The organism is Pseudomonas sp., assembly GCF_035554175.1.
GTDB lineage: Bacteria > Pseudomonadota > Gammaproteobacteria > Pseudomonadales > Pseudomonadaceae > Aquipseudomonas.
Genome location: NZ_DATMIV010000007.1, coordinates 40,308 through 67,084, shown reverse-complemented (window position 1 = coordinate 67,084; position 26,777 = coordinate 40,308). Strand labels below are relative to the sequence as shown.

General features: G+C 60.0%; 28 protein-coding genes. 11 read left to right on the top strand and 17 right to left on the bottom strand.

Annotation, left to right across the window (positions count from 1 at the left end; genetic code table 11):
- Positions 1–57: 57 nt before the first annotated feature.
- The 3 genes from folX to VNV36_RS03015 all read left to right on the top strand — a co-directional run bounded on the left by folX (position 58) and on the right by VNV36_RS03015 (position 1,156).
- Positions 58–429, top strand: coding sequence for a dihydroneopterin triphosphate 2'-epimerase (gene folX, locus VNV36_RS03025; RefSeq protein WP_325716107.1), 372 nt, complete (start codon positions 58–60; stop codon positions 427–429).
- 99 nt (positions 430–528) lie between these two features.
- The gene (locus VNV36_RS03020; RefSeq protein ID WP_325716105.1) at positions 529–825 is read left to right on the top strand and encodes a DUF1244 domain-containing protein; all 297 of its coding nucleotides are present in this window, start codon (positions 529–531) and stop codon (positions 823–825) included.
- Positions 818–1,156, top strand: coding sequence for a HopJ type III effector protein (locus VNV36_RS03015; protein ID WP_325716103.1), 339 nt, complete (start codon positions 818–820; stop codon positions 1,154–1,156). Before VNV36_RS03020 ends, VNV36_RS03015 begins: the two co-directional genes overlap by 8 nt.
- Positions 1,157–1,346: 190 nt before the next feature.
- On the opposite strand, the gene trxB is transcribed toward VNV36_RS03015, so the two are convergent.
- Positions 1,347–2,309 carry a thioredoxin-disulfide reductase gene (trxB, locus tag VNV36_RS03010; protein WP_325716102.1) on the bottom strand — a complete coding sequence of 321 codons (963 nt, stop codon included), beginning with the start codon at positions 2,307–2,309 and terminating at the stop codon, positions 1,347–1,349.
- A 313-nt stretch (positions 2,310–2,622) separates the two neighbouring features.
- Here trxB and cysZ point away from each other — a divergent pair, with 313 nt between their 5' ends.
- Both cysZ and VNV36_RS03000 read left to right on the top strand, forming a co-directional pair.
- A complete protein-coding gene (cysZ, locus tag VNV36_RS03005) occupies positions 2,623–3,375 on the top strand; it encodes a sulfate transporter CysZ (protein ID WP_325716100.1) in 753 nt (250 codons plus the stop codon).
- A gap of 41 nt (positions 3,376–3,416) precedes the next feature.
- Positions 3,417–4,616, top strand: a complete 1,200-nt coding sequence (locus VNV36_RS03000) for a glycosyltransferase family 4 protein (RefSeq protein ID WP_325716098.1) — start codon at positions 3,417–3,419, stop codon at positions 4,614–4,616.
- Positions 4,617–4,725: 109 nt separating this feature from the next.
- On the opposite strand, the gene VNV36_RS02995 is transcribed toward VNV36_RS03000, so the two are convergent.
- The 3 genes from VNV36_RS02995 to VNV36_RS02985 form a co-directional block, all read right to left on the bottom strand.
- Positions 4,726–5,829 (bottom strand): NADH:flavin oxidoreductase, encoded by a 1,104-nt coding sequence (locus VNV36_RS02995; RefSeq protein ID WP_325716096.1) that lies wholly within the window; start codon positions 5,827–5,829, stop codon positions 4,726–4,728.
- Positions 5,830–6,025: 196 nt separating this feature from the next.
- Positions 6,026–6,508 (bottom strand): glutathione peroxidase, encoded by a 483-nt coding sequence (locus VNV36_RS02990; protein WP_325716094.1) that lies wholly within the window; start codon positions 6,506–6,508, stop codon positions 6,026–6,028.
- A 123-nt stretch (positions 6,509–6,631) separates the two neighbouring features.
- Positions 6,632–7,117: an FKBP-type peptidyl-prolyl cis-trans isomerase gene (locus tag VNV36_RS02985; RefSeq protein ID WP_090281801.1), complete on the bottom strand. Its 486-nt coding sequence runs from the start codon at positions 7,115–7,117 to the stop codon at positions 6,632–6,634.
- On the opposite strand from VNV36_RS02985, the gene VNV36_RS02980 reads away from it, so the two are divergent.
- Genes VNV36_RS02980 through yihG form a run of 3 tightly spaced genes read left to right on the top strand, consistent with a single transcriptional unit; the run spans position 7,086 to position 10,466 of the window.
- The gene (locus VNV36_RS02980) at positions 7,086–7,412 is read left to right on the top strand and encodes a DUF3565 domain-containing protein (protein WP_325716090.1); all 327 of its coding nucleotides are present in this window, start codon (positions 7,086–7,088) and stop codon (positions 7,410–7,412) included. The two genes, VNV36_RS02985 and VNV36_RS02980, sit on opposite strands and share 32 nt — an antisense overlap.
- Before the next feature lie 51 nt (positions 7,413–7,463).
- Complete coding sequence (gene pta / locus VNV36_RS02975) at positions 7,464–9,563, top strand: phosphate acetyltransferase (protein ID WP_024011632.1); 2,100 nt, start codon at positions 7,464–7,466, stop codon at positions 9,561–9,563.
- Positions 9,564–10,466: a 1-acylglycerol-3-phosphate O-acyltransferase, YihG family gene (gene yihG, locus VNV36_RS02970; protein WP_325716088.1), complete on the top strand. Its 903-nt coding sequence runs from the start codon at positions 9,564–9,566 to the stop codon at positions 10,464–10,466.
- Between the two features lie 177 nt (positions 10,467–10,643).
- Here yihG and cysN read toward each other — a convergent pair whose 3' ends face one another.
- The 3 genes from cysN to VNV36_RS02955 form a co-directional block, all read right to left on the bottom strand.
- Positions 10,644–12,542 (bottom strand): sulfate adenylyltransferase subunit CysN, encoded by a 1,899-nt coding sequence (gene cysN, locus VNV36_RS02965; protein ID WP_325716086.1) that lies wholly within the window; start codon positions 12,540–12,542, stop codon positions 10,644–10,646.
- Positions 12,543–12,551: 9 nt separating this feature from the next.
- A complete protein-coding gene (gene cysD / locus VNV36_RS02960) occupies positions 12,552–13,469 on the bottom strand; it encodes a sulfate adenylyltransferase subunit CysD (protein WP_007912374.1) in 918 nt (305 codons plus the stop codon).
- Positions 13,470–13,711: 242 nt separating this feature from the next.
- A complete protein-coding gene (locus tag VNV36_RS02955) occupies positions 13,712–14,470 on the bottom strand; it encodes a Nif3-like dinuclear metal center hexameric protein (RefSeq protein ID WP_325716084.1) in 759 nt (252 codons plus the stop codon).
- Between the two features lie 104 nt (positions 14,471–14,574).
- Here VNV36_RS02955 and algW point away from each other — a divergent pair, with 104 nt between their 5' ends.
- The 3 genes from algW to VNV36_RS02940 all read left to right on the top strand — a co-directional run bounded on the left by algW (position 14,575) and on the right by VNV36_RS02940 (position 18,658).
- Entirely contained in the window at positions 14,575–15,732 is a 1,158-nt protein-coding gene (gene algW / locus VNV36_RS02950) for a Do family serine endopeptidase AlgW (RefSeq protein WP_016770590.1), read from the top strand.
- A gap of 88 nt (positions 15,733–15,820) precedes the next feature.
- Positions 15,821–17,926, top strand: coding sequence for a TonB-dependent siderophore receptor (locus tag VNV36_RS02945; protein ID WP_325716082.1), 2,106 nt, complete (start codon positions 15,821–15,823; stop codon positions 17,924–17,926).
- Between the two features lie 12 nt (positions 17,927–17,938).
- On the top strand, positions 17,939–18,658 hold the full coding sequence (locus tag VNV36_RS02940; protein WP_325716081.1) for a DUF4198 domain-containing protein: 720 nt from the start codon (positions 17,939–17,941) through the stop codon (positions 18,656–18,658).
- 116 nt (positions 18,659–18,774) lie between these two features.
- On the opposite strand, the gene hisC is transcribed toward VNV36_RS02940, so the two are convergent.
- The 10 genes from hisC to VNV36_RS02890 all read right to left on the bottom strand — a co-directional run bounded on the left by hisC (position 18,775) and on the right by VNV36_RS02890 (position 26,740).
- Positions 18,775–19,827 carry a histidinol-phosphate transaminase gene (gene hisC / locus VNV36_RS02935; protein ID WP_325716079.1) on the bottom strand — a complete coding sequence of 351 codons (1,053 nt, stop codon included), beginning with the start codon at positions 19,825–19,827 and terminating at the stop codon, positions 18,775–18,777.
- 2 nt (positions 19,828–19,829) lie between these two features.
- Complete coding sequence (gene hisD, locus VNV36_RS02930; RefSeq protein ID WP_325716076.1) at positions 19,830–21,167, bottom strand: histidinol dehydrogenase; 1,338 nt, start codon at positions 21,165–21,167, stop codon at positions 19,830–19,832.
- 125 nt (positions 21,168–21,292) lie between these two features.
- Entirely contained in the window at positions 21,293–21,928 is a 636-nt protein-coding gene (gene hisG / locus VNV36_RS02925) for an ATP phosphoribosyltransferase (RefSeq protein ID WP_007967226.1), read from the bottom strand.
- Between the two features lie 128 nt (positions 21,929–22,056).
- Positions 22,057–23,322 (bottom strand): UDP-N-acetylglucosamine 1-carboxyvinyltransferase, encoded by a 1,266-nt coding sequence (gene murA / locus VNV36_RS02920; RefSeq protein ID WP_325716073.1) that lies wholly within the window; start codon positions 23,320–23,322, stop codon positions 22,057–22,059.
- A gap of 22 nt (positions 23,323–23,344) precedes the next feature.
- Positions 23,345–23,584 (bottom strand): BolA family protein, encoded by a 240-nt coding sequence (locus VNV36_RS02915; RefSeq protein WP_007953556.1) that lies wholly within the window; start codon positions 23,582–23,584, stop codon positions 23,345–23,347.
- Positions 23,585–23,699: 115 nt separating this feature from the next.
- Positions 23,700–24,005: an STAS domain-containing protein gene (locus tag VNV36_RS02910; RefSeq protein ID WP_325716071.1), complete on the bottom strand. Its 306-nt coding sequence runs from the start codon at positions 24,003–24,005 to the stop codon at positions 23,700–23,702.
- Positions 24,002–24,655: an MlaC/ttg2D family ABC transporter substrate-binding protein gene (locus VNV36_RS02905; protein ID WP_325716069.1), complete on the bottom strand. Its 654-nt coding sequence runs from the start codon at positions 24,653–24,655 to the stop codon at positions 24,002–24,004. Before VNV36_RS02905 ends, VNV36_RS02910 begins: the two co-directional genes overlap by 4 nt.
- A gap of 11 nt (positions 24,656–24,666) precedes the next feature.
- Positions 24,667–25,134: an outer membrane lipid asymmetry maintenance protein MlaD gene (gene mlaD, locus VNV36_RS02900; protein WP_186547255.1), complete on the bottom strand. Its 468-nt coding sequence runs from the start codon at positions 25,132–25,134 to the stop codon at positions 24,667–24,669.
- Positions 25,134–25,931 carry a lipid asymmetry maintenance ABC transporter permease subunit MlaE gene (gene mlaE, locus VNV36_RS02895; RefSeq protein WP_325716066.1) on the bottom strand — a complete coding sequence of 266 codons (798 nt, stop codon included), beginning with the start codon at positions 25,929–25,931 and terminating at the stop codon, positions 25,134–25,136. Before mlaE ends, mlaD begins: the two co-directional genes overlap by 1 nt.
- Entirely contained in the window at positions 25,931–26,740 is an 810-nt protein-coding gene (locus tag VNV36_RS02890; protein ID WP_325716064.1) for an ATP-binding cassette domain-containing protein, read from the bottom strand. The genes mlaE and VNV36_RS02890 overlap by 1 nt, the downstream gene beginning before the upstream one ends.
- Positions 26,741–26,777 lie beyond the last annotated feature (37 nt).

Here is a 26,777-nt window from a genome sequence, read left to right as displayed (position 1 = left end):
CCGCGAGTCGAGTAAGATCCATCAGAACGCCTGCAATAGACTGGACGGAGCAAATCAATGCCACAACTTCAACCGGGAATGGCGCGCATCCGGGTCAAGGATCTGCGCCTGCGCACCTTTATCGGCATCAACGAGGATGAAATCCGTAACAAACAGGATGTGCTGATCAATCTGACCATTCTGTACGCGGCTCAAGAAGCTGTGCGCGATAACGATATCGACCACGCGCTGAATTACCGCACCATCACCAAAGCCATCATCGCCCACGTCGAAGACAACCGCTTCGCGCTGCTCGAACGTCTGACGCAGGAGGTGCTCGATCTGGTGATGAGCAATGCGTTGGTGTTATACGCCGAAGTCGAAGTCGACAAACCCCACGCGCTGCGCTTCGCCGAATCGGTTTCAATCACGCTCGCGGCAAGCCGCTGAGCTTCAAGCTTCAAGCTTCAAGCGGTAAGCTAACGGCCGATTCCGATCCAATCTTGCAGCTTGAAGCTTTCCGCTTGAAGCTGTCTCGCAGAGACCCCCATGAACGATCAACAACGCCTCGAACTCGAAGCCGCCGCCTTCCGCCGACTGGTCGCCCACCTCGACAGCCGCAAGGATGTGCAGAACATCGACCTGATGAACCTCGCGGGGTTCTGCCGCAACTGCCTGTCGAAGTGGTACAAGGCCGAAGCCGACGAACGCCAGATCGATGTCAGCCTCGATGACGCCCGCGAAGTGGTATATGGCATGCCCTACGCCGAGTGGAAAGCCCAGTACCAGCAAGAAGCCAGCGCCGAACAGCAAGCAGCGTTCGCCAAAGGAAAAACCCATGACTGACCTGAACACCCTGCGCGCCAGCCTGAAAAGCGGCGGACACGCTTTTGCCGACACCCTGGCGTTCATTGCCGACAATTACGACTACCAGCCTCAAGCGTTCAACAACGGTGGCGTGGAAAACGCCGCTGGGCAGAACGAAGGCTCGTGCAAAACCCTGGGTCTGGCGCAGCTGGAGGGTCTGAGCGATGAAGAAGCGCTGCTCGCTTTCGGCGAGCACTACCGCTCGGTGCTGGCGACGCCTGAGGGCAGTGATCACGGCAATATTCGCGCGTTGATCAAGCATGGGCTGGCCGGGGTGAAATTCACCGCTCAGCCCCTGACCCGCCGCTGATCCTATCGGCACACACACCTCCTGTGGGAGCGAGCCTGCTCGCGAAGACGGACTGATAGTCAACTTTGATGTCGACTGATACACCGCATTCGCGAGCAGGCTCGCTCCCACATTAGATGTGCAGCGGCGATGAATAGCGGACATAAAAAAACCGGCCAATCTCTGGCCGGTTTTTTTGTGCCCTGCGGTGTCAGAACGTAGCGTTCTGCAGACCGTCCAGGTAGCGTTCGGTGTCCAGTGCCGCCATGCAACCGGCGCCGGCCGAGGTGATGGCCTGACGGTAAACGTGGTCGGCCACGTCACCGGCGGCGAAGATGCCTTCGACGCTGGTGGCCGTTGCGTTGCCTTCACGGCCGCCGTGCACCACCAGGTAACCGTCTTTCAAGGTCAACTGGCCTTCGAACAGCGAAGTGTTCGGGGTATGGCCGATGGCGATGAACACGCCGTCAACCTTGATTTCGTCAAAGCTGCCGTCGTTGTTACGCAAGCGCGCACCGGTCACGCCCATGTTGTCGCCGAGGACTTCGTCCAGATTGGCGTTCAGCTTGAGGATGATCTTGCCTTCGGCCACACGGGCGTTGAGCTTGTCGATCAGAATCTTCTCGGCGCGGAAGGTTTCGCGACGATGGATCAGGGTCACGGTGCTGGCGATGTTGGCCAGATACAGCGCTTCTTCAACCGCAGTGTTGCCGCCGCCGACCACGGCGACCGGCTTGTTGCGGTAGAAGAAACCGTCGCAGGTCGCACAGGCCGACACGCCTTTGCCCATGAACGCTTCTTCCGACGGCAGGCCCAGATAACGGGCACTGGCGCCGGTTGCGATGATCAGCGCATCGCAGGTATAGACGGCGCTGTCGCCGGTCAGGGTGTACGGCTTGGCAGCGAAGTCCACGGCGTTGATGTGATCGAACACGATCTCGGTTTCAAACCGCTCGGCGTGCTCGCGCATACGCTCCATCAGCGCCGGACCGGTCAGACCGTGCACATCGCCCGGCCAGTTGTCGACTTCGGTAGTGGTGGTCAGTTGACCGCCGGCCTGCATGCCGGTGATCAACAGTGGCTTGAGGTTGGCGCGGGCGGCGTAGACTGCGGCGCTGTAACCGGCAGGGCCGGAACCGAGAATGATCACTCGCGAATGACGGACTTCAGACATGAATCTGCTCCTGTTGGCCGGGCCATGATGAAACTGGCGCGGACGCCGGACAGCCGGCGGAATAAAAAAGGACCGTGGATACCTTGGGGAAGGCTGGAACTCGACAGTCCTGTAAAAAGTTGGGTGCAGCGTATCGAGGGGGGCAAGATTAAGGAAATACCGTTTAACAATCCAGCTCATAGGTGGTCTCTATGCCCAGTTGCTGACCAGATGAGCGTCTTTGTTACAGTGAATGTCGATCGCTCTACCGCGCTTTCGCCGTTGTCACAAAGCCGGTAACGTCGGCGCGTTTTCCCCTATTACGGAGCACCTTATGCCCGCCCCTGTTCTGTCCGGCTCGCAATATCTGCGCGAAGGCCTGAAACTGGTCTTGAGTCCAGGCCTGCGCCTGTTCGTGCTGCTGCCGCTGGCGATCAACCTGGTGCTGTTCGTCGGATTGATCTATCTGGCCGGCCACCAGTTCAGCCTGTGGGTCGACACGCTGATGCCGTCGCTGCCCGAGTGGTTGAGTTTCCTCAGTTACATCCTGTGGCCGCTGTTCGTCGTTCTTGTAGCACTGATGGTGTTCTTCACTTTCACAATGCTGGCCAACGTGATCGCCGCGCCGTTCAACGGCTTCCTCGCGGAAAAAGTCGAAGTGGTGGTTCGCGGCACCGATGATTTCCCGGCCTTCAGCTGGGGCGAACTGATTGCGATGATCCCGCGCACCCTGGCCCGGGAAATGCGCAAGCTCGGCTACTTCCTGCCACGCGCCATCGGTCTGTTCATTCTGTCGTTCATCCCGGTGGTGAACATCATCGCCGCGCCGCTGTGGTTGTTGTTTGGTGTGTGGATGATGGCGATCCAGTACATCGACTACCCGGCGGACAACCACAAACTGGGCTGGAACGAGATGCTTGCCTGGCTGCGCCAGAAGCGCTGGCAGAGCATGAGTTTTGGCGGGATCGTCTATCTGGTGCTGCTGATTCCGGTGGTCAACATCTTGATGATGCCGGCCGCCGTAGCGGGTGCGACCCTGTTCTGGGTGCGCGAACGCGGGGCCGAGAATCTGGTGACGCAACACTGACTCTGGTCACAAATCCATCATCCGAACGTCACAATGTCGACATGGCCTCAGCCGACACTGAGGTCATGACGACAGCTCTGCACATCACCCTGATCAGCGAAACCTTCCCACCGGAAATCAACGGCGTGGCCAACACCCTTGGCCGCTTGTGCGATGGACTGCGCGCGCAGGGGCATCAAGTGGATCTGGTGCGCCCGCGCCAGGCCGGCGATCCGCAGCGCAGCGAGGACGATGCCTTGTTGCTGTGCCGGGGCTGGCCATTGCCGGGTTATCCGGGGCTGCAGTGGGGACAATCGTCGATGCATAAACTGCTGCGCCGTTGGCAACGTCAGCGTCCGGATGTGCTGTACATCGCCACCGAGGGCCCACTCGGTTTGTCGGCGTTGCGCGCGGCTCGGCGCCTGGGGATTGCTGTCGTCAGCGGTTTCCACACCAACTTTCAGCAGTACACCAGCCAGTACGGCCTCGGTTTGCTGACGCGCATGCTCACCCACTACCTGCGCTGGTTCCACAATCGTTCGGCGCTGACACTGGTGCCGAGCGTCAGCCAGCGCCTGGAGCTGGAGCGTCGGCATTTCGAGCGCCTGGCGTTGTTGTCGCGGGGGGTGGACAGCCAGTTGTTTCATCCGAGCAAACGCCAGAATGCGTTGCGTGAGCAGTGGGGACTGTCTGAGCAGGACATCGCCGTAATCCATGTAGGACGGCTCGCGCCGGAGAAGAACCTGGGTCTGCTCAAGCGCTGCTTTGAAAGCCTGCGTGAGACTTATCCACAGCGCCATCTGAAGCTCATCGTGGTCGGTGACGGGCCGCAGCGGACGGCGCTGGAAAAGGATTTGCCCGAAGCGATTTTCTGCGGTGCACAGCGTGGTGAAGCATTGGCGGCGCATTATGCGTCAGGGGATGTATTCGTGTTTCCCAGTCTGACCGAAACCTTCGGCAATGTGGTGCTGGAAGCTTTGGCCTCGGGGTTAGGCGTGGTTGCCTACGATCAGGCTGCGGCGGCGCAGCATATTCGCCATGGGTACAACGGCGTGTCAGCGATGCCGGGCGATGAGCAGGCGTTTTGCGAGGCGGCGGCGTGGTTGCTGGAGGAGGATGAGCGGTTGCGCTGTGTAAGGCTGAATGCGCGACAACATGGCAGTCGCCAGGGATGGGGGGCGATTATCGAGCAGTTCGAGGGGTATCTGCGTGAGGCTTGTGTGGGACATTTGGGGGCGCCCGCGGCTCAGGCACAACCTTAGATTTTCGTCCATGCCGCTACCGCTTTCGCGAGCAGGCTCACTCCTACAGGGGGAACGCGTTCCAAATGTAGGAGCGAGCCTGCTCGCGAACAGGTCGAACTGGCGCCGCTTAAACCAGCGTCATCAACGCCTCCCGGCTGAACGGCAAGATATCCTGCTCACGTCCCTCACGGACTTTCTGCGCCCAGTCCGGGTCCACCAGAAGCGCACGCCCCACCGCCACCAGATCGAATTCCTCCTTGTTCAGGCGCTCCAGCAGATTTTCCAGACTGGCCGGCTGCGCGACCTTGTCGGTGTTGACCATGAACTGCAGAAATTCCCCGTCCAGGCCCACGCTGCCCACGGTGATGGTCGGTTTGCCGGTCAGCTTGCGCGTCCAGCCAGCGAGGTTCAGATCGGAACCATCGAACTCCGGCTCCCAGAAACGGCGGGTCGAGCAGTGGAAAATGTCCACGCCAGCGTCGGACAGCGGCTTTAGAAACTCACCCAGCGCTTCGGGGGTTTGCACGAGCCGTGCGGTGTAATCCTGCTGCTTCCATTGCGAGAAACGGAAGATGATCGGGAAGCCTTCGCCGACTGCCGCGCGCACCGCTTGAACCAGCTCGATGGCGAAACGCGAACGGTTGGCCAGGCTGCCGCCGTATTCGTCAGTGCGCTGGTTGCTGCCTTCCCAGAAAAACTGATCGACCAGATAACCATGAGCACCGTGGATTTCCACGCCGTCCATACCGATGCTTTGTGCATCTTTGGCCGCCTGGGCGAACGCAGCGATCACGTCCTGAATATCCTGTTTGCTCATGCCGTGAACGACGACCTGACCATCCTTGAGTTTTTCCGATGGCCCGTAGCCCGGCACACTGGCGTCCGGCTCGGTGCCGAGGCGGCGCACGCTGCCGACATGCCACAGCTGCGGAACGATCTTGCCTCCCTCGGCGTGCACAGCGTCGACAACCTTTTTCCAACCCGCCAGCGGCGCGTCGCCAAAGAACTGCGGTACGTTCGGATAGCCGTTGGAAGCGATATGGCCAACGGTGGTGCCTTCGGTGATGATCAAGCCGACGCCGGCCGCAGCGCGGCGGCGGTAGTATTCGATGACTTTGGAATTAGGTACACCGCCGGGCGAGAACGAGCGGGTCATGGGCGCCATGACTACGCGGGTCGGCAGTTCGAGGGCACCGAGGTGGAATGGTTTGAACAGGGCTTGAACGGGCATTGGAAGACTCCACGGAGAAGGGCTTTATGACGGCGATAATATGGAGTGTTGCAAGGCTTTAACAGGATTATTGATTTTGGTGATTAAGGATTAAAAGATTTAAAAGCAAAAGATCGCAGCCTTCGGCAGCTCCTACACGGGATTCGTGATCCCCCTGTAGGAGCTGCCGAAGGCTGCGATCTTTTGATCCTGCTTTTCAGCTCAGCGCTTTTTCAATCGCATGCACGATGGTGGGATCATCCGGCGCCGTGCGCGGCGAGAATCGCGCCAACACTCGGCCATCCTTGCCAAGCAGGAACTTCTCGAAATTCCAGGTGATGTCGCCGGGAAACTCGGCGCCCTCGCCCGCCAGCAGGCGATATAACTGATGCCGCTCGTGGCCGTTGACTTCGAGCTTGCTCGACAACGGAAACGTCACGCCATAGTTGAGGCTGCAGAACTCCTGGATTTCTTTTTCAGAGCCCGGCTCCTGACCTGCAAACTGATTGCACGGCAGGCCCAGCACAGTGAAGCCTTTGGTTTTGTATTGCTGGTAGAGGTTTTCCAGTGCCGCGTACTGGGGGGTCAAGCCGCATTTGGAGGCCACGTTGACCACCAGCACGACTTGGCCTTTGAACGGCGCCAGCGGTAGCTCCTGACCATCCAGGGCTGTCAACTTCAGGTCGTGAAAAGCACTCATGCCGAACTCCAGGATTCTCGTGTTCTACTCGAAACAGCCACTTGGCGACGCCACCAAGGACAGTCGCGGACTAAAAAGGCGCCTACAGGCGCCTCTCCAGTACTCGAAGCTTAGCGCAGAAAATCAGTGGTGATGGCCACCTTCGCCATGGACGTGACCATGAGCGATTTCTTCCTGGCTGGCGTCACGGATATCAACGATCTTCACCTGGAAGTTCAGGCGCTGACCGGCCAGTGGGTGGTTGCCATCAACGGTAACGTCGTCGCCGTCCAGATCACGGATGGTAACGATCTGCATCTGTCCGTCCGGCGCCGAGGCGTGGAACTGCATGCCGACTTCCAGCTCGTCAACGCCTTCGAACATGCTGCGGCTCAGGGTGCTGACCAGTTCGGCGGCGTATTCGCCGTAAGCGTCTTCCGGCTCAACGGCAACTTTCAGCTCGTCACCGACAGCTTTGCCTTCGAGGGCTTTTTCCAGGCCCGGGATGATGTTGCCTGCGCCTTGCAGGTAAACCAGCGGAGCGCCGCCGGCGGAGCTGTCGATGACCTCACCAGCGTCGTTGGTCAGGGTATAGTCGATGGAGACAGCCTTATTGGCGGCGATCAGCATGGGGCGAGACCTTTTGCATAAGAATATAGAAAGGCCAAGTTTAGCGAAGCAATCGCGTGAAAGCGACCACAACCCGGACAAACGGGTTTCGACCATCACCGGCTTTCATCAGGACGAAGACGGTCATTGGGTGGTCGAGCTTTCCTGTGGCCACACCCAGCACCTGCGTCACCAGCCGCCCTGGCAAACCCGCGCCTGGGTGCTGGATCCGGCGCAACGTATTGAAAAAACAGGTCAACCCTTTGCCTGCGGTTGGTGTGCACAAGGCCCGGTTAGCGATAACCTTGGCGACTGAATTTCGGTAGTCGGCCAGACATAGGCTGGCACCCTTGCATAGAGAATTCCCATGCAAACTTTTTTTATCGCACCCACCGATTTCGGCGTGGGCCTGACCTCCATCAGCCTCGGGCTGGTGCGCACGCTTGAACGCGCCGGCCTGAAAGTCGGCTTCTTCAAACCGATCGCCCAGCCGCATCCGGGTGACACCGGGCCTGAACGCTCCACCGAACTGGTGGCGCGCACCCACGGCCTGAAACCGCCGCAACCATTGGGCCTGGCGCATGTCGAGCGCATGCTCGGCGACGGTCAGCTCGACGAACTGCTTGAAGAAATCATTGCCCTGTATCAGCAAGCGGCGGTCGGCAAGGACGTGCTGGTGGTCGAGGGCATGGTGCCGACCCGCAGTGCCAGCTACGCCGCGCGGGTCAATCTGCACCTGGCCAAAAGCCTGGATGCCGAGGTGATTCTGGTCTCGGCGCCAGAAAACGAAGTGCTGGCCGAGCTCTCCGGCCGTGTCGAGTTGCAGGCGCAATTGTTCGGCGGTCCGAAGGATCCGAAAGTCCTCGGTGTGATCCTCAACAAGGTCAAGACGGACGAGAGCATGGACGCCTTCGCCACGCGTCTGAAAGAGCATTCGCCGTTGCTGCGCAGCGGCGATTTCCGCCTGCTCGGCTGTATCCCGTTTCAACCTGAACTCAATGCACCGCGCACCCGCGACGTTGCCGATCTGATGGGCGCGCAGGTGCTCAACGCCGGCGATTATGAAACCCGGCGCATGAGCAAAATCATCATTTGTGCGCGAACCATGCGCAACACCGTTGAGCTGCTCAAGCCCGGCGTGCTGGTGGTAACGCCGGGGGATCGCGACGATATCATCCTCGCCGTCAGCCTCGCGGCGATCAACGGCGTACCGCTTGCCGGTCTGCTGCTGACCAGCGACACCCTGCCCGACCCGCGCATCATGGATCTGTGCCGTGGCGCGTTGCAGGCCGGTCTGCCGGTGCTGTCAGTGAGCACCGGCTCCTACGACACCGCCAACCTGCTCAACGGCCTGAACAAGGAAATCCCCATCGATGACCGCGAGCGCGCGGAAATCATCACCGACTTTGTCGCCAGCCATCTCGACGCCAACTGGCTGCATCAGCGCTGCGGTACGCCACGGGAAATGCGCCTGTCGCCGGCGGTGTTCCGCTATCAATTGATCCAGCGCGCGCAAGCGGCCAACAAGCGCATCGTCCTGCCCGAAGGCAGCGAGCCATTCACCGTGCAAGCGGCGGCGATCTGCCAGGAACGCGGCATCGCTCGTTGTGTATTGCTAGCCAAACCGGAAGACGTCGAAGCGGTCGCCCGCGCCCAAGGCATCGTGTTGCCGCCGGGTCTGGAAATTCTCGACCCGGACCACATCCGCGAACGCTACGTCGAGCCGATGGTGGCCCTGCGCAAAAGCAAAAGCCTAAACGCGCCGATGGCTGAGCAACAACTGGAAGACACCGTGGTAATCGGCACCATGATGCTCGCGCTGGATGAGGTCGACGGTCTGGTGTCCGGGGTGATCAATACCACCGCCAACACCATTCGCCCGGCCCTGCAACTGATCAAAACGGCCCCCGGCTGCACGTTGGTGTCGTCAGTGTTCTTCATGCTCTTTCCCGAAGAAGTGCTGGTCTACGGCGACTGCGTGATGAACCCGCACCCGAGCGCTGCGGAACTGGCCGAGATTGCCCTGCAAAGCGCCGATTCAGCGGCGGCCTTCGGCATCACCCCACGGGTGGCAATGATCAGCTATTCCAGCGGCGAATCGGCCCGTGGTGAAGAAGTCGAGAAAGTCCGCGAGGCGACCCTGCTCGCCCATGAGCAACAAAACTCGCTGTTGATTGACGGCCCGTTGCAGTACGACGCCGCCGCCAACGCTGACGTCGCCCGCCAATTGGCGCCGAACAGTCAGGTCGCCGGGCGCGCCACGGTGTTCGTTTTCCCTGATCTGAACACGGGCAACACCACGCACAAAGCCGTACAACGCAGCGCCGACTGCGTCAGCCTCGGGCCAATGCTGCAAGGCCTGCGCAAACCGGTGAATGACCTGCCACGCGGCGCGCAAGTCGATGACATCGTGTACACCATCGCGCTCACCGCGATTCAAGCCGCCAACCGACCTATGGATGTGTAAATGCTGGACTTTCTCCCTGCACCGCTGCGCGGCGTAATCGCTTCGCTGCTGCTGGCGCTCAATACTATTGCGCTGTGCTCGTTCCTGTTCTGTGTGGCGCTGATCAAAGTGCTGCCGTTCGACCTCGCCCGGCGTGCCTCACTCTGGCTGATGAGCCACACCCACGAGGCATGGATCAGCAATAACAAGGGCTGGATGAACCTGGTGCGTCGCACGCGCTGGCACGTCAGCGGCCTGCAAGGTCTGGACTATCAGCACTCGTACCTGATCACCAGTAACCACCAGAGCTGGGTCGATATTCTGGTCCTGCAATACGTCCTCAACCGGAAAATTCAGCCACTGAAATTCTTCCTCAAGCAGGAGTTGATCTGGGTGCCGGTGATCGGTCTGGCGTGGTGGACACTGGGTTTTCCGTTCATGAAGCGCTACTCCAGGGCGTACCTGGAAAAGCACCCGGAAAAGAAAGGCAAGGATCTGGAAACCACCCGCAAGACCTGCGCGAAGTTCCGAAACAACCCGGTGGGAATTTTCAACTTCGTCGAAGGCACACGCTTCACGGAAGGCAAGCAGGCGCAGCAGCAATCACCCTTCAAATACCTGCTCAAGCCCAAGGCTGGCGGAATTGCCTTTGTGCTGGATGCGATGGGTGAGCAACTGGAGTCGATTGTCAACGTGACGATTCACTATCCGGCTGGCCGTCCGGGGTTCTGGGACTTGCTCTGCGGCAACGTGCGCGATGTGGTGGTGCATTTTGAAGAGCTGCAAATTCCGCCGGTTTTCATCGGCAGGAACTACGACCAGGATGGCGATTACCGCTTGCAGTTTCAGGGCTGGATCAATCAGCTGTGGCTGGACAAGGATGCGCTGCTGGAACAGATGCACCGCGAGCACCCAAAGCGCTGAAGATCAAAAGATCGCAGCCTTCGGCAGCTCCTTGTATGCACGCCGAGCCAATGTAGGAGCTGCCGAAGGCTGCGATCTTTTTGCCGTTCTCCAGGTAATAAAAAACCCACCGATGATCACTCATCGGCGGGCTTTTTCTTGCCGCTTGCAGCTAGAAGCTTGCCGCTGCCTTATCGCTTATATGGCGCCACGCTTGCGCAGTAGCTCCAGCACTTGCCTGACGCTTTCTTCCACACTCAGCGACTGCGTGTCGATCACCAGATCGGCATTCAGCGGCACGTCGTACGGGAAGGATTCGCCAGGGATGTTATCGCCACCAGCGGCATACAGACCTTGCGGATCACGCTCGGCGCACACGGTTGGCGAGGCCTGTACATAGACCGTCAGCAGACGATCCTTGCCGATCAGATCCTTGGCTTGCTCACGACCTTCAGCACTCGGCGCAACGAACGCGGCCAATGTCAGCAGCCCCGCTTCGTTGAACTGACGCGCGACATGCGCGGCACGACGCCAGTTCTCGGTGCGACCGGCGCGGTCCTGCGGCAGACCTTTGTTGAGGTCGTGACGCAGGTTCTGACCATCGAGTACGAACACCGCGCGGCCCATGTCGAACAGCTTGCGCTCCACTGCATAGGCCAGGGTGCTCTTGCCCGCGCCGGACAGGCCGCTGAACAGCACGGTCGCCGGTTGCTGGCCGAAGCGCTGTGCACGTTCTTCGGTGGCAACGTGGGCCAGTTTGCCGTGGTGCGTCGCACTGCCATGAGTCACAGGCTGGGCGACGATCATGCCGGCGCCAACGGTGCCATTGGTCAGACGGTCGATGACGATGAAGGCGCCGGTGGTGCGGTTGCTTTCGTAACCGTCGAGGGCGATCGGCGCATCGAGCGCGATCTTGACCTTGCCGATTTCGTTGAGCTGCAACGCGCTCGCCGGGCCTTCTTCGAGGGTGTTCACGTCGACCTTGTTGACGATGCTGGCGATCGAGCCCGGCACGTAACTGGTGGCGCGTTTGATGTCGTATTTCTTGCCTGGCAGCATCGGCTCTTCAGCCATCCACACCAGCATCGCTTCGAAGCTGTCAGTGACCGGTGGCACGTTGTCGGCATGCACTAGCAGGTCGCCACGGGAGATGTCGATTTCATCTTCCATGGTCAGCGTCACCGCCTGACCGGGACCGGCATGCTCCAGCTCACCTTCGAAGGTAACGATGGATTTCACCCGGCTGCTCTTGCCCGACGGCAACACCACGACTTCGTCGCCCTTGTGCACGATGCCGCTGGCCAGGGTGCCGGCGAAACCGCGGAAGTTCAGGTTCGGCCGGTTGACGTACTGCACCGGGAAACGCAGGTCAGTGAAGTTGCGATCGCCCGCCACTTCCACCGTCTCGAGGATCTCCATCAGCGACTGACCGGTGTACCACGGCGAGCGTTCAGACTTGTTCACCACGTTGTCGCCCTTGAGGGCCGACATCGGCACGAAGTGCATGCTGGTGGGCTTCATCTTCAAGCCTTCGGCGAACTTCAGGTAGTCAGCCTTGATCGACTCGAACACGCCTTCGTCGAAGTCCTTCAGGTCCATCTTGTTGATGGCGACGACGATGTGTTTGATGCCCAGCAACGAAGCGATGAAGCTGTGGCGACGGGTCTGGGTCTGCACGCCGTAACGGGCGTCGACCAGAATGATCGCCAGGTCACAGGTGGAGGCACCCGTGGCCATGTTGCGGGTGTACTGCTCATGGCCGGGGGTGTCGGCGATGATGAATTTGCGCTTGGCGGTAGAGAAGTAGCGGTAGGCGACATCAATGGTGATGCCCTGCTCACGCTCGGCCTGCAAGCCGTCGACCAGCAATGCCAGATCGATGTCTTCACCCGTGGTGCCGACTTTTTTCGAGTCGCGGGTGATCGCTTCCAGATGATCTTCGTAGATCATTTTCGAGTCGTGCAGCAGGCGCCCGATCAGGGTGCTCTTGCCGTCATCGACGTTACCGCAGGTCAAAAAGCGCAGCAGCTCTTTACGTTCGTGCTGGCCCAGGTAGGCGAGGATGTCCTCGCTGATCAAATCAGATGCGTGCGACATGACAGCCCCTTAGAAATAGCCTTGACGTTTTTTGTCTTCCATCGAGCCTGCGCCATCGTGGTCGATGACCCGGCCCTGGCGCTCGGAAGTTCGCGTCAGGAGCATTTCCTGAATGATGTCCGTCAGGCTTTCGGCCTCGGACTCCACCGCGCCCGTCAACGGGTAGCAGCCAAGGGTGCGGAAGCGCACTTTCTTTTTGACGATGCGCGCTTTGTCCTCGTCGGACAGGTGCTCGAGGATGCGCTCGTCGTCGATCATGATCAGCGTGCCGTTCTTCTCGATCACTTCGCGTTCGGCGGCGAAGTACAGCGGCACGATCGGGATGCCTTCAAGGTAGATGTACTGCCAGATATCCAGCTCGGTCCAGTTCGACAACGGGAAAACACGGATGGATTCGCCCTTGTTGACCTTGCCGTTGTAGACGTTCCACAGCTCCGGACGCTGGTTTTTCGGGTCCCAGCGGTGCTTGCTGTCGCGGAACGAGTACACGCGCTCTTTGGCACGGGATTTCTCTTCATCGCGACGGGCGCCGCCAAACGCTGCGTCGAAACCATGCTTGTCGAGTGCCTGCTTCAGACCCTCGGTTTTCATGATGTCGGTGTGCTTGGCGCTGCCGTGAGTGAACGGATTGATGTTCTGTGCCACGCCATCGGGGTTGATGTGGGTGATCAGGTCCAGGCCCAGTTCTTCGACCATCTTGTCGCGGAACTTGTACATCTCCTGGAATTTCCAGCGGGTGTCGACGTGCATCACCGGAAACGGCAGTTTGCCCGGGAAGAACGCCTTGCGTGCCAGGTGCAGCATCACGGCGGAGTCTTTACCGATGGAGTACAGCATCACCGGGTTGTCGAACTCGGCGGCCACCTCGCGGATGATGTGGATGCTTTCCGCCTCCAGCTGTTTCAGATGCGTCAGTTTGTCGACCATGGCTACTCACGAAAGCTTTCTTATGAACGGCCAGCGGGCCGTGTTCGAGCGGGGAATCCTAGCACAGCGACCTCTTCTGATCAGGACGCCAACTAGATCGAAAGGGTATATGAATATGCCTGCTCGTTTGGGCGCGCCGACCCATGTAGGAGCTGCCGAAGGCTGCGATCTTTTGATTGTGTTTTAAAGATCAAGATCAAAAGATCGCAGCCTTCGGCAGCTCCTACACAGGGACCGATGTGTCAGATCGGATTCGGGCAATCGATGAAGATGTGTTCAAGGGCAAAGCGCTTCGCCAGGTACTCGCCCAGCGCCTGCACGCCGTAGCGTTCGGTAGCGTGATGACCGGCGGCGATGAAGCTGATGTCGTTTTCCCGGGCGCTGTGGAAGGTCTGCTCGGAGGCCTCACCACTGATGAACAGATCGACGCCCGCCGCCACGCCCTGATCGATATAGCCCTGGCCACCGCCGGTGCACCAGCCGACGCGGCGGATCATGCCGCTGCCTTCGATCAGCAGCGGTTCGCGGCCCATGGCTTCCTGCACCTTGCGCGCGAAATCTCGCGCAGTCATCGGCTCATTCGCCGAACCAACCAAACCGACGACTTTCGGGTTGCTCGGGTCCAGCGGTCCCTCAACGGTGATGTCGAGCTGACGCGCCAGTTGCACGTTGTTGCCAACGTCCGGGTGCAGGTCAAGCGGCAGGTGATAGGCGAGCAGACTGATGTCGTGCTTGAGCAAGGTCTTCAAGCGACGCTGCTTCATGCCGGTGACGCAGGGATTTTCGCCCTTCCAGAAATAACCATGGTGAACCAGGATCAGATCGGCCTCGGCTTCAACGGCGGCGTCGAGCAACGCCTGGCTGGCGGTGACGCCGCTGACGATACGCATCACCTGCGGGCGGCCTTCGACCTGCAAACCGTTGGGGCAATAATCGGCAATTTTCGCACTGGCGAGATAGCGGTCGGCTTCTTCGACGAGGGTGCTGAGGGCAACAGCCATGAAAGACTCCTAAATATCCCGTTCAGAGGCGCGCGCGGCCTCGTATAATGCGCGACATTATGGGCGGTCTGACCTCGCCTGCAACCTTTCCAGGAACGTGCTTAATGCTCAAGGCGCTGCGTTTTTTTGGCTGGCCGCTGTTGGCCGGTGTGCTTATCGCTCTGTTGATTATTCAGCGTTACCCCGAGTGGGTCGGGCTGCCGAGCCTCGACGTCAATCTGCAGCAGGCCCCACAGACAACCATTGTGCAACAAGGGCCGGTGTCCTACGCCGACGCTGTGGGCATCGCCGCGCCCTCGGTGGTCAACCTGTACACCACCAAGGTCATCAACAAACCGGCGCATCCTCTGTTCGAGGATCCGCAGTTCCGCCGCTTCTTCGGTGACAATTCGCCCAAGCAAAAGCGCATGGAATCGAGCCTCGGTTCCGGGGTGATCATGAGCCCGGAGGGCTACATTCTCACCAACAACCACGTAACCAGCGGCGCCGATCAGATCGTCGTGGCGCTCAAGGATGGCCGTGAGACCCTCGCCCGCGTGATCGGCAGCGATCCCGAGACCGACCTCGCCGTTCTGAAAATCGACCTGAAAAACCTCCCGGCCATCACCGTCGGACGTTCCGACAGCATTCGCATCGGCGACGTGGCGCTGGCCATCGGCAACCCGTTCGGCGTCGGCCAGACCGTGACCATGGGCATCATCAGCGCCACCGGGCGTAACCAGCTGGGCCTGAACAACTACGAAGATTTCATCCAGACCGACGCGGCGATCAACCCGGGCAACTCCGGCGGTGCGCTGGTCGATGCCAACGGCAACCTCACCGGCATCAACACGGCGATCTTTTCCAAGTCCGGCGGCTCGCAAGGCATCGGTTTTGCCATTCCGGTAAAACTGGCAATGGAAGTGATGAAGTCGATCATCGAGCACGGTCAGGTGATTCGTGGCTGGCTGGGCATCGAAGTGCAACCGCTGACCCAAGAGCTGGCCGAGTCGTTTGGCTTGTCCGGGCGTCCGGGGATTGTCGTCGCGGGGATCTTCCGCGACGGCCCGGCACAGAAGGCCGGCCTGCAACTGGGCGACGTGATTCTGAGCATCGATGGCGAGCCGGCCGGCGATGGCCGTCGTTCGATGAACCAGGTCGCAAGAATAAAACCGACCGACAAGGTGACGATTCAGGTGATGCGCAACGGTAAAGAGTTAAAGCTGACCGCTGAAATCGGCCTGCGCCCACCGCCGGCACCGGTCAAAGAAAAAGAAGAATAAAAATGTTTTCGCGCCAGCGGCGCGAATAACAGACATTCTCAACAGGCATGTTATATTGTTTCAATTCTGACAATTGGAACAACATAACATGTCGTCTCGCAAAAAGGCCTCGTTGCTGGGCCTGACCTTGGGTTTGCTCTGCGATCCCACCTTCGCCGATGAGCCGCAAGCCCTTGAGCTTGAAGCGATCAGCGTTACCTCCGACTACGAATCCCCCACCGGCCCGGTCAGCGGTTACCGCGCGACCCGCTCCGCCAGCGCGACCAAAACCGACACCGCGATTCGCGATATCCCACAAGCCATCAGCGTGGTACCAGCCAGTGTGCTCAAGGATCTGGGCAGCAGCAGCGTCGAGCGCGCGCTGGATTTCGCCGGCGGTGTATCCAAGCAAAACAATTTCGGCGGCCTGACCCTGTACGAATACAGCGTGCGTGGCTTTACCACTTCCGAGTTCTACAAGGATGGCTTCAGCGCCAATCGTGGTTATCCAAGCACACCTGACGCAGCGAACATCGAGCGCATCGAGGTGCTCAAAGGTCCGGCCGCCAGCCTGTACGGTCGAGGAGATCCCGGCGGCACGGTCAACATCGTCACCAAAAAGCCGCAGCCGGAAGCGTTCACCACCCTGCAAACCAGCGCCGGCAGCTGGGATCGCTATCGCACCGCGCTGGACGTCAACGCGCCACTTGATGAGCAGGGCGATGTGCTCTCGCGCATCAACCTTGCCGTGGAGGACAACAACAGCTTCCGCGACCACGTCGACAGCCAGCGGGTATTTGTCGCGCCTTCGATCAGTTGGCAGCTGAACCCGGACACCTCGTTGCTGGTGGAAAGCGAAATCGTCCGTCACAACTCGACGTTCGATCGCGGCATCGTGGCGCCGAACAATAAATGGAGTGGCGTATCGCGTTCGACCTTTCTCGGCGAACCCGACGACGGCAACATCGACAACCACAACAACCTGCTCCAGGCCACGCTCGAACATCATCTGAACGACAGCTGGAAACTGCGCCTGGCCAGTCACTACAAGGAAGGCAAGCTCTGGGGCGACGCCTCGGAACAACGAGCGCTGAACGCCGACGGCCGCACCGTCAATCGCCGCTTGCGCGAGCGCGATACGAGTTGGCACGACAGCATCACGCAACTGGAGCTGCGCGGTCTGTTCGACCTCGGGCCGTGGCAGCATGAATTGCTGATCGGCACCGAGTACGAGAATTACCGCAAGAACGAGCGCGTCACCACCATCGCCGGCGGCCCGTATGCCATCGACATCTATCAGCCGATCTACGGCCAGCCAAAACCCGATGGCGAGCGCTCGGGCACCGACTTCTTCGAACACGTCGAAAGCCATGCGCTGAACCTGCAGGACCAGATCATCTTCACCGACAAACTGCGCGGCATGGTCGGCGCGCGCGTCGAGCATTTCGATGAGCGCATCGATGACCACAGCCGTAATGCCAAGAGCCAGCAGCGACACGACGCCCTGACCCAACGCGCCGGCCTGCTCTATCAGCTCACGCCGAACACCGGCCTGTTCGCCAACGCCTCGACCTCGTTCAAACCGAACAACGGCCTGGACGCCTCCGGTAAATCCTTCGACCCGGAAGAAGGTGTCGGTTATGAAGTGGGGATCAAGAACGAGCTGTTCGATGAACGCGTGAGCAGCACCCTCGCCTTCTTCCACATCGACAAGGAAAACGTCCTCGCCCTTGATCCGGGAACCGACACCAGCCGCGCCATGGGCAAGGCGCGCAGTCAAGGCTTCGATTGGCAAGTCACCGGCCAGCTGACCGACGCGGTGCGGGTCATCGGCGCCTTCGCCTATATAGACGCCGAGGTAACCAAAGGCGACGCCACCATTCCTACAGGCAGCCGCATCCTCGGCGTGGCCAAACGCAGCGGCAGTCTGCTGGGTGTATATGAGTTTCAGGATGGCCATCTGCGCGGCTCGGATGTCGGTGCAGCGTTCACTTATGTCGGCGATCGCTCGGGTGAATCAGGCAGCGATTTCGAATTGCCGGCTTATCGAACCGTCGACTTGCTCGCGCACTACAAGGCCAGTGACAACGTCACGCTCGGCCTGAACCTGAACAACATTTTCGACGAGAAATACTACGAGCGCTCGTACAGCAACTACTGGGTCAACTCCGGCGAGCCGCGCAATTTCACCGTCAGCCTGACACTCAACCTGTAAAAGGACGTTAACATGCACTACGGCAAATCCCTTCTGCTTATCGCTGCGCTGTTCACCGGCCAGGTCTCGGCCCATGGCCTGTGGACAGAACAACGGCGTGGCAACATCGAAGTGGTCTACGGCCACGGCGCCGAAGACAACGCTTTCAAGGCGCAGAAAATCAGCGGGGCCTGGGCGTATGATGCCGGCGGCAAGATGATCCCGGTCAGCGTCGAGCGCCTGCCCGATCACGCCCGACTGAAACCGTTGAAAGCCCCGGCAGCCATGGCCGTGGCATTGAACAACGGTATGTGGTCACAGACGGCCGACAAGAAGTGGGTCAACGAAGGACGCAGCAAAGTGCCGGGCGCCACCGAGGCTACCCAGACCTTCAAATACAGCCTGGCGATCTATCAGCCGGGGGCGAAGTTACCGAAGCTCGACCAGATCAAATTGCTGATTCTGCCGGAAGTTGACCCGCTGACCGTGGGGCCAGGCAAGTCATTGCCGGTGCGGGTATTGCTCGATGGCAAACCGGCGGCAGGAGTGAAGTTGTATGGCGACTATCGCAGCGCACCGAACACGCTGAGCACCGAAACAGACAAGGACGGGCGCGCGCAGGTGCTGGTCAGAAATGAGGGTTTGAACGTGATCGCGGCGCAGGTTGAAGTGCCGGTAAAGGACAGCGCGGATGTGGATAGCCGGGGGTTGTTCAGTTCGCTGACATTCCTCGGTGAACCGCATCACGAATAATCACCACAAATCCCCTGGAGCGAGCCTGCTCGCGATTGCGCCGGGTCAGCCAACATCAATGTTGAATGTCCATCTGCTATCGCGAGCAGGCTCACTCCTACAGAAAGCAGAGCTGGTCAGAGCTCGCCAAGCCCATCGATCAGTGCCTGATTCTGCTCCGGCGTACCCACCGATATCCGCAGGAACTGCGCAATCCGCTCCTGCTTGAAGTGCCGCACAATCACGCCCTGCTCGCGCAGCCTGGCGGCCAGCCCCGCCGCGTCATGCTGCGGATGGCGGGCGAAGATGAAGTTCGCCGCCGACGGCAGCACTTCAAAGCCCTTGCCCTGCAATTGCGTAACGACCCACTCGCGGCTCTCGATGACTTGGCGGCAAGTCTTGTCGAAATACTCGCGATCGGCAAAAGCCGCCGCAGCTCCGACAATCGCCAGACGATCCAGCGGATAGGAGTTGAAGCTGTTCTTGATCCGCTCCAGCGCCTCGATCAGATCCGGGTGGCCGACCGCCAGACCGACGCGCAGCCCGGCCAGCGAGCGCGACTTGGACAGGGTCTGGGTCACCAGCAGATTCGGATAACGATCCACCAGACTGATCGCTGTTTCTCCGCCGAAGTCGATGTACGCCTCGTCCACGACTACGACCGAATCAGGACTGGCCTTGAGGATTTGCTCGACCGCATCCAGCGCCAGCAGGCAACCGGTCGGGGCGTTCGGGTTAGGAAAAATGATCCCGCCGTTCGGCTTGGCGTAGTCGGCCGGGTTGATCTGGAAGTGCGAATCCAGCGGCACCGCGTCGAATTCAATGCCATACAACCCGCAGTAAACCGGATAGAAGCTGTAGCTGATGTCCGGGAACAGCAGCGGTTTATCGTGTTGCAGCAGACCATGAAAAATGTGCGCGAGCACCTCGTCCGAACCGTTGCCGAGGAACACCTGATTGGTCTGCACGCCGTGGTAATCGGCCACGGCGGTTTTCAGCAGATCGCTGTTCGGATCAGGGTACAGACGCAGGTTGTCGTTGAGCTCGGCTTGCATCGCGGCCAGTGCTTTGGGCGATGGGCCGTAGGGGTTTTCGTTGGTGTTGAGCTTGACCAGTCTGGTCAGCTTCGGCTGTTCGCCCGGCACATAAGGCACCAGATCCTTGACGAACGGGCTCCAGAATTTACTCATGCTCACTCCCCCTGCCCTTCAAGAAAGTCCTGGTCTTTGATGCGGTATTCAGCGCTGCGGGCGTGAGCACTGAGCGATTCGCCACGGGCCAGTACCGATGCAGTCTTGCCCAGCTCGGAAGCGCCGGCCTCGGAGCAGAAGATAATCGACGAACGCTTCTGGAAGTCATGCACCCCCAGCGGCGAGGAGAATCGCGCAGTGCCGGAAGTTGGCAGCACATGGTTTGGACCGGCGCAGTAGTCGCCCAGTGCTTCGCAGGTGTGGCGGCCCATGAAGATCGCACCAGCGTGGCGAATCTGCGGCAGCCACGCTTGCGGATCGGCGACCGACAATTCCAGGTGTTCAGGCGCGATGCGGTTGGCGACTTCGATGGCCTGGGCCATGTCACTCACTTGGATCAGCGCACCACGGCCATTGATCGAGGTTTCGATGATGGTTGCGCGGTCCATGGTCGGCAGCAGTTTGTCGATGCTCGCAGCGACCTTGTCGAGAAACTCGGCGTCCGGGCTGACCAGGATCGCTTGCGCGTCCTCGTCGTGCTCGGCCTGGGAGAACAGGTCCATGGCGATCCAGTCCGGATCGGTCTGGCCGTCGCACACCACGAGGATTTCCGACGGGCCGGCGATCATGTCGATACCGACCTGGCCGAAAACGTGGCGCTTGGCCGTGGCGACATAGATGTTGCCCGGGCCGACCACTTTGTCGACGCGCGGCACGCTTTCGGTGCCGTAAGCCAGCGCGGCAACCGCTTGCGCGCCGCCGATGGTGAACACGCGATCGACACCGGCGATGCAGGCAGCGGCCAGCACCAGTTCGTTGAGTTCACCGCGCGGGGTTGGCACGACCATCACCACTTCGGTGACGCCGGCGACCTTGGCCGGAATCGCGTTCATCAACACCGATGACGGATACGAGGCCTTGCCGCCCGGTACATACAGACCGGCGCGATCCAGCGGTGTGACCTTCTGGCCAAGCACCGTGCCGTCGGCTTCGGTGTAGCTCCAGGAATCCTGTTTCTGTTTTTCGTGGTAGCTGCGCACACGGGCGGCGGCTTTTTCCAACGCTTCGCGCTGCGGCACAGTGATGCGGGTCAGGGCCAGTTCCAGGCGTTCGCGCGGCAGGATCAGGTCGGCCATCGATGCCACTTGCAGGCCGTCAAACTGCTGGGTGAACTCGACCAGCGCCGCGTCACCGCGCTCGCGCACAGCCTTGATGATGTCCAGAACGCGCTGATTGACCGAGTCGTCAGACACACTTTCCCAGCTCAGCAGATGATCCAGATGATGCGCGAAATCCGGGTCAGCAGCGTTGAGTCGGCGAATTGCAGTCGGTGCGGTCATAGCGAGAGCCTCATAGGAATGGCAAATAACTCAGGCGCCCGAAACTATCATTCGATCCGCTTGGGCACCTGAGAATTCTGGCTATGAGGCGGATAGACGGCGCGACCTAGGATCGCGCAAGTGAATCAGCCGCGGTGTCGCGATTCCACTGCGTTGCGCAGGGTGTCGATCAACGCCTGGATCCGGGCGTGTTGCATTTTCATCGAAGCCTTGTTGACCACCAGGCGCGAGCTGATCGTGGCGATCAGTTCCTGCGGCTCCAGGCCGTTGGCGCGCAGGGTGTTGCCGGTGTCGACCACGTCGATGATCTTGTCGGCCAGACCGATCAGCGGCGCCAGTTCCATCGAGCCGTACAGCTTGATGATGTCGACCTGACGGCCCTGCTCGGCGTAATAACGCTTGGCAACGTTGACGAATTTGGTCGCCACACGCAGACGGCCCTTGGGCTCGGCCGCGCCAATCTTGCCGGCGGTCATCAGCTTGCACTGGGCGATTTGCAGATCCAGCGGCTCATACAGGCCCTGGCCGGTGTATTCCATCAGCACGTCCTTGCCGGCGACGCCGAGGTCGGCCGCGCCGTGTTCGACATAGGTCGGCACGTCGGTGGCACGCACGATCAGCAGACGCACATCGTCCTGAGTCGTGGGGATGATCAGCTTGCGGCTCTTGTCCGGATTCTCGGTCGGCACGATGCCCGCTTCAGCGAGAAGCGGCAGGGTGTCGTCAAGGATGCGGCCCTTGGACAGTGCGATGGTCAACATGGGAAACGTCAGTCCTTATCAAGGTACTCATGCCCGGTCACAATTGGCGCCGGACACACATCGAGGGTGCGCACACCCTCGACTCAAAACGAATTCAGTGGACACGTCCCTGTGTCCCGATGCAGCGATCAGCCCGGAACGCGACGGATCTTGGCGCCGAGCATTTGCAGTTTTTCTTCGATGCACTCGTAACCACGGTCTATGTGGTAGATACGATCGATCAGCGTGTCGCCTTCAGCGACCAGCGCCGAGATCACCAGACTGGCCGAAGCCCGCAGGTCGGTCGCCATCACAGGCGCGCCCTTGAGAATTTCGGTACCGGTAACGATGGCGGTGTTGCCTTCGACCTGGATCTTGGCGCCCATGCGGTGCAGCTCGTACACGTGCATGAAGCGGTTTTCGAAGATTGTCTCGATCACCGCACCGGTGCCTTCGGCAATGGCGTTGAGCGAGATGAACTGCGCTTGCATGTCGGTCGGGAACGCCGGGTACGGCGCAGTGCGCACGTTGACCGCTTTCGGACGCTTGCCGTGCATGTTCAGCTCGATCCAGTCTTCACCGCAAGTGATTTGCGCGCCGGCTTCACGCAGCTTTTCCAGCACCGCTTCGAGGATGGTCGGATCGGTGTCCTTGACCTTGACGCGGCCACCGGTCACGGCAGCAGCGACCAGATAGGTGCCGGTTTCGATACGGTCAGGCATGACCTTGTAGAAAGCCGAACCCAGGCGCTCGACGCCATCGATGGTGATGGTGTCGGTGCCGGCACCGGAAACCTTGGCGCCCATGGCGTTGAGGAAGTTCGCCAGGTCGACCACTTCAGGCTCGCGAGCGGCGTTCTGCAACACGCTGCGACCTTTGGCCAGTGCAGCGGCCATCATGATGTTCTCGGTACCGGTCACGCTGACGGTATCGAAGAAGAAGTGCGCGCCGCGCAGGCCACCTTCAGGCGCCTTGGCCTTGATGTAGCCGCCTTCGACGTCGATGACCGCGCCCATGGCTTCCAGCCCGCGGATGTGCAGGTCGACCGGACGCGAGCCGATGGCGCAACCGCCAGGCAGTGCAACTTCGGCTTCGCCGAAACGCGCGACCATCGGGCCCAATACCAGAATCGACGCACGCATGGTTTTCACCAGTTCGTACGGCGCGATCAGGGTCTTGATGGTGCGCGGGTCGATTTCGACGCTGAGTTTCTCGTCGATCACCGGCTCAATGCCCATGCGCCCGAACAACTCGATCATGGTGGTGATGTCGTGCAGGTGCGGCAGGTTGCCAACGGTGACCGGGCCATCGCACAGCAGCGTAGCGGCCAGAATCGGCAGGGCGGAGTTTTTCGCGCCGGAAATGCGGATCTCGCCATCAAGACGAGCGCCACCGGTAATAATCAATTTATCCATAAGAATCTCAACGCCCTAGGGCTCAGGTGCGCTCGGCCCAGGCCGCGCTGCTGAAAAATTTCATAGTGACCGCGTGGATGCTGCCATCGGCGATCCATGGGTTCAAATGGGCATAGATGCTCTGCTGACGCTTGACCGGGCTTAACGCCGCCAGTTCATCGCTAATCACGTTCAGCTGAAAGTTGCAGCCTTCGCCTTCGACTTCCACCTGGGTTCCTGGCAGCTTCCCTTCAAGGAAGCTCTTCACTTCTACGGCCTGCATGCTCAACCTCAATCGGCGCCCTGTGCGCACGGGTCGGACATCATACAAAAAAGCCCCGCGCCTGCGAACCCCGCAACGCAGGACTCTGACGGGGGGCTTCTTTATAGATGCTGGTTCAGGGGTGCGCCAACAGCTCGGTCAATTCACTGACCTGAGCGATTTCGCGCATGTCTTCGGGCATCGCGCGGATGCTGACGGCTTTGCCGGCCGCCTGCGCATCCCGCATGAAGCACAGCAGCAACGACAGCCCGACGCTGCTGGACTTCTGCACCGCCGAACAGTCGATGACCAGTGAAGACGCCTTGCTCGACTTGATCAGCGCCTGACCTTCCTTGCGCAGTTCAGGTCCGGTGCGGTAATCCAGCACGCCGCTGAGCACCAGCTCGTCGACATCACTCATACGTACTGCCGCCTCACTCATTGCGCTGGCTTCGCGGCGGCTTTGTCGGTTTCCTGCTTGGCCTTGGCCACTTCACCGGCCCAGCCATCGATGGTCTTGTCCAGGTCGTTGCCATTGCGCTGCATCGCGTCGGCGAACTGGTCACGGAACAGCTTGCCGATATTGATACCGTTGATGATCACGTTGCGCAGCTTCCACTCGCCGTTGATCTTTTCAAGGGTGTACTGCACCGGATAGATCGCGCCGTTGCTGCCCTTGACGGTCATGTTGACGCTGGTGCGATCGCCGGACTCGTCCTTGGCCGGGTCAACGGTGATGCCCTGGTTGTTGTACTCAAGCAGAGCATTGCCATAGAACTGAAACAGGCCACGCTTGAAGTTTTCCTGGAAGCGTTGCATCTGCTCAGGCGTTGCCTTGCGCGAATACTTCACGGTCATGATGCTTTTGGAGATGCCCTCGGCGTCCACCACCGGGCCAACGATGCTATTCAGCGCCGCGTAGAAATCCTGCGGATCCTGCTTGTACTTCTCTTTGTTGGCCTGCAGGTCGGCAAGCATCCGGTTGGTGGTGTCCTGAATAAGGTCATGGGCCGATTGTCCCGGTGCAGCGTTAGCCATCAACGGCAGGGCCGCGAGCAACACCAACAGGCCACGTCGCAAGATAGAGATCATTTAAAAGCTCCTCATTTGGCGTCTTTGCTAACGGTATTGAGCAGGAATTTACCGATCAGGTCTTCCAGTACCAGTGACGACTGCGTGTCATGGATGGTTCCACCGTCTTTCAACTGGGTGTCCTCGCCGCCGACGCTGATACCGATGTATTTCTCGCCCAGCAGACCCGCGGTGAGGATAGACGCTGTGGAATCGACCGGCAGGTTGTCGACCTTTTTATCCACTTGCAGCGTGACCCGACCGGTGAAGCTGTCGCGATCCAGATCGATAGCAGTGACCTTGCCGATGGTTACACCGGCCATGGTCACTTTCGCTCTGACCGTCAGACCGGCGATATTGTCGAAGTAGGCATAAAGTTTATAAGTGTCGGTGGACGAAGTCGCAGACAGACCGCTGACGCGCAAGGCGAGCAGCAGCAAAGCCAGGATCCCTGCCAGCAGGAACAGGCCGACACCGATTTCCAGGGTGCGGTTTTGCATCAGAAATCTCCAAACATCAAAGCGGTCAGAATAAAGTCCAGGCCGAGCACTGCCAGCGAGGCAAACACCACGGTCTTGGTGGTGGCACGACTGATTCCCTCGGAAGTGGGTTCACAGTCATAGCCTTGGAATACGGCAATCCAGGTCACGACAAAGGCGAAAACGATACTTTTGATCACGCCATTGAGCACGTCACTGGTGAAGTTCACGCTGTTCTGCATGTTCGCCCAGTACGAGCCTTCATAGACGCCCAGCCAGTCGACCGCGACCCACGAACCGCCCCAGATACCCACAACGCTGAAAATCATCGCCAGCACCGGCAGGGAAATGAAGCCGGCCCACAGGCGCGGGGCAATGATGTACTTGAGCGGATCGACACCGATCATTTCCAGGCTGGACAACTGCTCGGTGGACTTCATGTTGCCGATTTCGGCAGTCAGCGCCGAACCGGCCCGCCCGGCAAACAGCAACGCCGTGACCACCGGCCCCAGTTCACGCAGCAGCGTCAGGGCCACCATCTGCCCCACCGCCTGTTCCGAACCATAGCTGGAAAGAATGCTGAAGCCCTGCAGTGCGAGGACCATGCCGATGAAAATGCCGGAGACCACGATGATCACCAGCGACATCACGCCGACTGAATGCAGCTGCTTGACCAGCAGGCCGAAACCACCGCTGATACCGCCACGGCCCAGCAGGGCATGAAACAGGAACAGGGTCGCTCGACCAAACACCGCGACCGCGTCGATCGCCGATTCGCCGAACCGACGCACGCGCTCCATCAATGAAATTCTGCGCATCAGCGCTTCCCCAGAAGATCTGCGCGGTAATCCGTCGCTGGAAAATGATACGGCACCGGGCCATCGGGATCGCCGGTCATGAACTGGCGGATCCGCGGCTCAGCCGAATTCATCAGCTCATCCGGCGTGCCCTGCCCCAGTACCTGACCATCGCCCACTACATAGATGTAGTCGGCAATGCTCGCGGTTTCCGCCAGATCGTGGGACACCACGATGCTGGTAATCCCCAGGGCATCGTTGAGCAGGCGGATCAGGCGCACCAGCACGCCCATGGCAATCGGGTCCTGGCCCACAAAAGGCTCGTCATACATGAGAATCTGCGGATCGAGGGCAATCGCCCGGGCCAGCGCTACACGCCGCTTCATGCCGCCGGACAATTCGTCCGGCATCAGTTCGATAGCCCCACGCAGCCCTACCGCCTGCAATTTGAGCAGGACGATGTCGCGGATCATGTCTTCTGGCAACTGGGTGTGAACCCGCAGCGGAAAGGCCACGTTCTCGAACACATCAAGGTCGGTGAACAGCGCGCCGCTCTGAAACAGCACGCCCATGTGCTTGCGCGCATCGAACAGATCGCTGCGCGACAGCGTCGGCAGGTTCTGCCCGTTGACCCAGACTTCACCGCTTGACGGTCGCAATTGTGCGCCCATCATGCGCAGCAGCGTGGTCTTGCCGCAGCCGGAAGGCCCCATGATGCCGGTGACCTTGCCACGCGGGATGCGGATATCGACGTTATTGAAAATGCTCCGCGCACCGCGCTTGAAGGAGACTCCCTTCAGCTCGACCGCGTAGGCGTTATCGGCACTCATCTAAACTCCTTGCGATGCAGCCTCTCACTGGGATGCC

Bases quoted from the DNA above. Each gene is read 5' to 3' on its own strand.
- mlaE (WP_325716066.1), bottom strand. From the start codon at position 25,931: ATGCGCAGAATTTCATTGATGGAGCGCGTGCGTCGGTTCGGCGAATCG.
- folX (WP_325716107.1), top strand. From the start codon at position 58: ATGCCACAACTTCAACCGGGAATGGCGCGCATCCGGGTCAAGGATCTG.
- VNV36_RS02910 (WP_325716071.1), bottom strand. From the start codon at position 24,005: ATGAGTGAGGCGGCAGTACGTATGAGTGATGTCGACGAGCTGGTGCTC.
- VNV36_RS03020 (WP_325716105.1), top strand. From the start codon at position 529: ATGAACGATCAACAACGCCTCGAACTCGAAGCCGCCGCCTTCCGCCGA.
- VNV36_RS02905 (WP_325716069.1), bottom strand. From the start codon at position 24,655: ATGATCTCTATCTTGCGACGTGGCCTGTTGGTGTTGCTCGCGGCCCTG.
- algW (WP_016770590.1), top strand. From the start codon at position 14,575: ATGCTCAAGGCGCTGCGTTTTTTTGGCTGGCCGCTGTTGGCCGGTGTG.
- VNV36_RS03000 (WP_325716098.1), top strand. From the start codon at position 3,417: ATGGCCTCAGCCGACACTGAGGTCATGACGACAGCTCTGCACATCACC.
- VNV36_RS02980 (WP_325716090.1), top strand. From the start codon at position 7,086: ATGGAGACAGCCTTATTGGCGGCGATCAGCATGGGGCGAGACCTTTTG.
- cysD (WP_007912374.1), bottom strand. From the start codon at position 13,469: ATGGTCGACAAACTGACGCATCTGAAACAGCTGGAGGCGGAAAGCATC.
- cysN (WP_325716086.1), bottom strand. From the start codon at position 12,542: ATGTCGCACGCATCTGATTTGATCAGCGAGGACATCCTCGCCTACCTG.
- trxB (WP_325716102.1), bottom strand. From the start codon at position 2,309: ATGTCTGAAGTCCGTCATTCGCGAGTGATCATTCTCGGTTCCGGCCCT.
- VNV36_RS03015 (WP_325716103.1), top strand. From the start codon at position 818: ATGACTGACCTGAACACCCTGCGCGCCAGCCTGAAAAGCGGCGGACAC.
- VNV36_RS02985 (WP_090281801.1), bottom strand. From the start codon at position 7,117: ATGCTGATCGCCGCCAATAAGGCTGTCTCCATCGACTATACCCTGACC.
- VNV36_RS02890 (WP_325716064.1), bottom strand. From the start codon at position 26,740: ATGAGTGCCGATAACGCCTACGCGGTCGAGCTGAAGGGAGTCTCCTTC.
- VNV36_RS02945 (WP_325716082.1), top strand. From the start codon at position 15,821: ATGTCGTCTCGCAAAAAGGCCTCGTTGCTGGGCCTGACCTTGGGTTTG.
- VNV36_RS02955 (WP_325716084.1), bottom strand. From the start codon at position 14,470: ATGGCTGTTGCCCTCAGCACCCTCGTCGAAGAAGCCGACCGCTATCTC.
- cysZ (WP_325716100.1), top strand. From the start codon at position 2,623: ATGCCCGCCCCTGTTCTGTCCGGCTCGCAATATCTGCGCGAAGGCCTG.
- VNV36_RS02940 (WP_325716081.1), top strand. From the start codon at position 17,939: ATGCACTACGGCAAATCCCTTCTGCTTATCGCTGCGCTGTTCACCGGC.
- mlaD (WP_186547255.1), bottom strand. From the start codon at position 25,134: ATGCAAAACCGCACCCTGGAAATCGGTGTCGGCCTGTTCCTGCTGGCA.
- murA (WP_325716073.1), bottom strand. From the start codon at position 23,322: ATGGATAAATTGATTATTACCGGTGGCGCTCGTCTTGATGGCGAGATC.
- hisD (WP_325716076.1), bottom strand. From the start codon at position 21,167: ATGACCGCACCGACTGCAATTCGCCGACTCAACGCTGCTGACCCGGAT.
- VNV36_RS02990 (WP_325716094.1), bottom strand. From the start codon at position 6,508: ATGAGTGCTTTTCACGACCTGAAGTTGACAGCCCTGGATGGTCAGGAG.
- yihG (WP_325716088.1), top strand. From the start codon at position 9,564: ATGCTGGACTTTCTCCCTGCACCGCTGCGCGGCGTAATCGCTTCGCTG.
- hisG (WP_007967226.1), bottom strand. From the start codon at position 21,928: ATGTTGACCATCGCACTGTCCAAGGGCCGCATCCTTGACGACACCCTG.
- hisC (WP_325716079.1), bottom strand. From the start codon at position 19,827: ATGAGTAAATTCTGGAGCCCGTTCGTCAAGGATCTGGTGCCTTATGTG.
- VNV36_RS02995 (WP_325716096.1), bottom strand. From the start codon at position 5,829: ATGCCCGTTCAAGCCCTGTTCAAACCATTCCACCTCGGTGCCCTCGAA.
- VNV36_RS02915 (WP_007953556.1), bottom strand. From the start codon at position 23,584: ATGCAGGCCGTAGAAGTGAAGAGCTTCCTTGAAGGGAAGCTGCCAGGA.
- pta (WP_024011632.1), top strand. From the start codon at position 7,464: ATGCAAACTTTTTTTATCGCACCCACCGATTTCGGCGTGGGCCTGACC.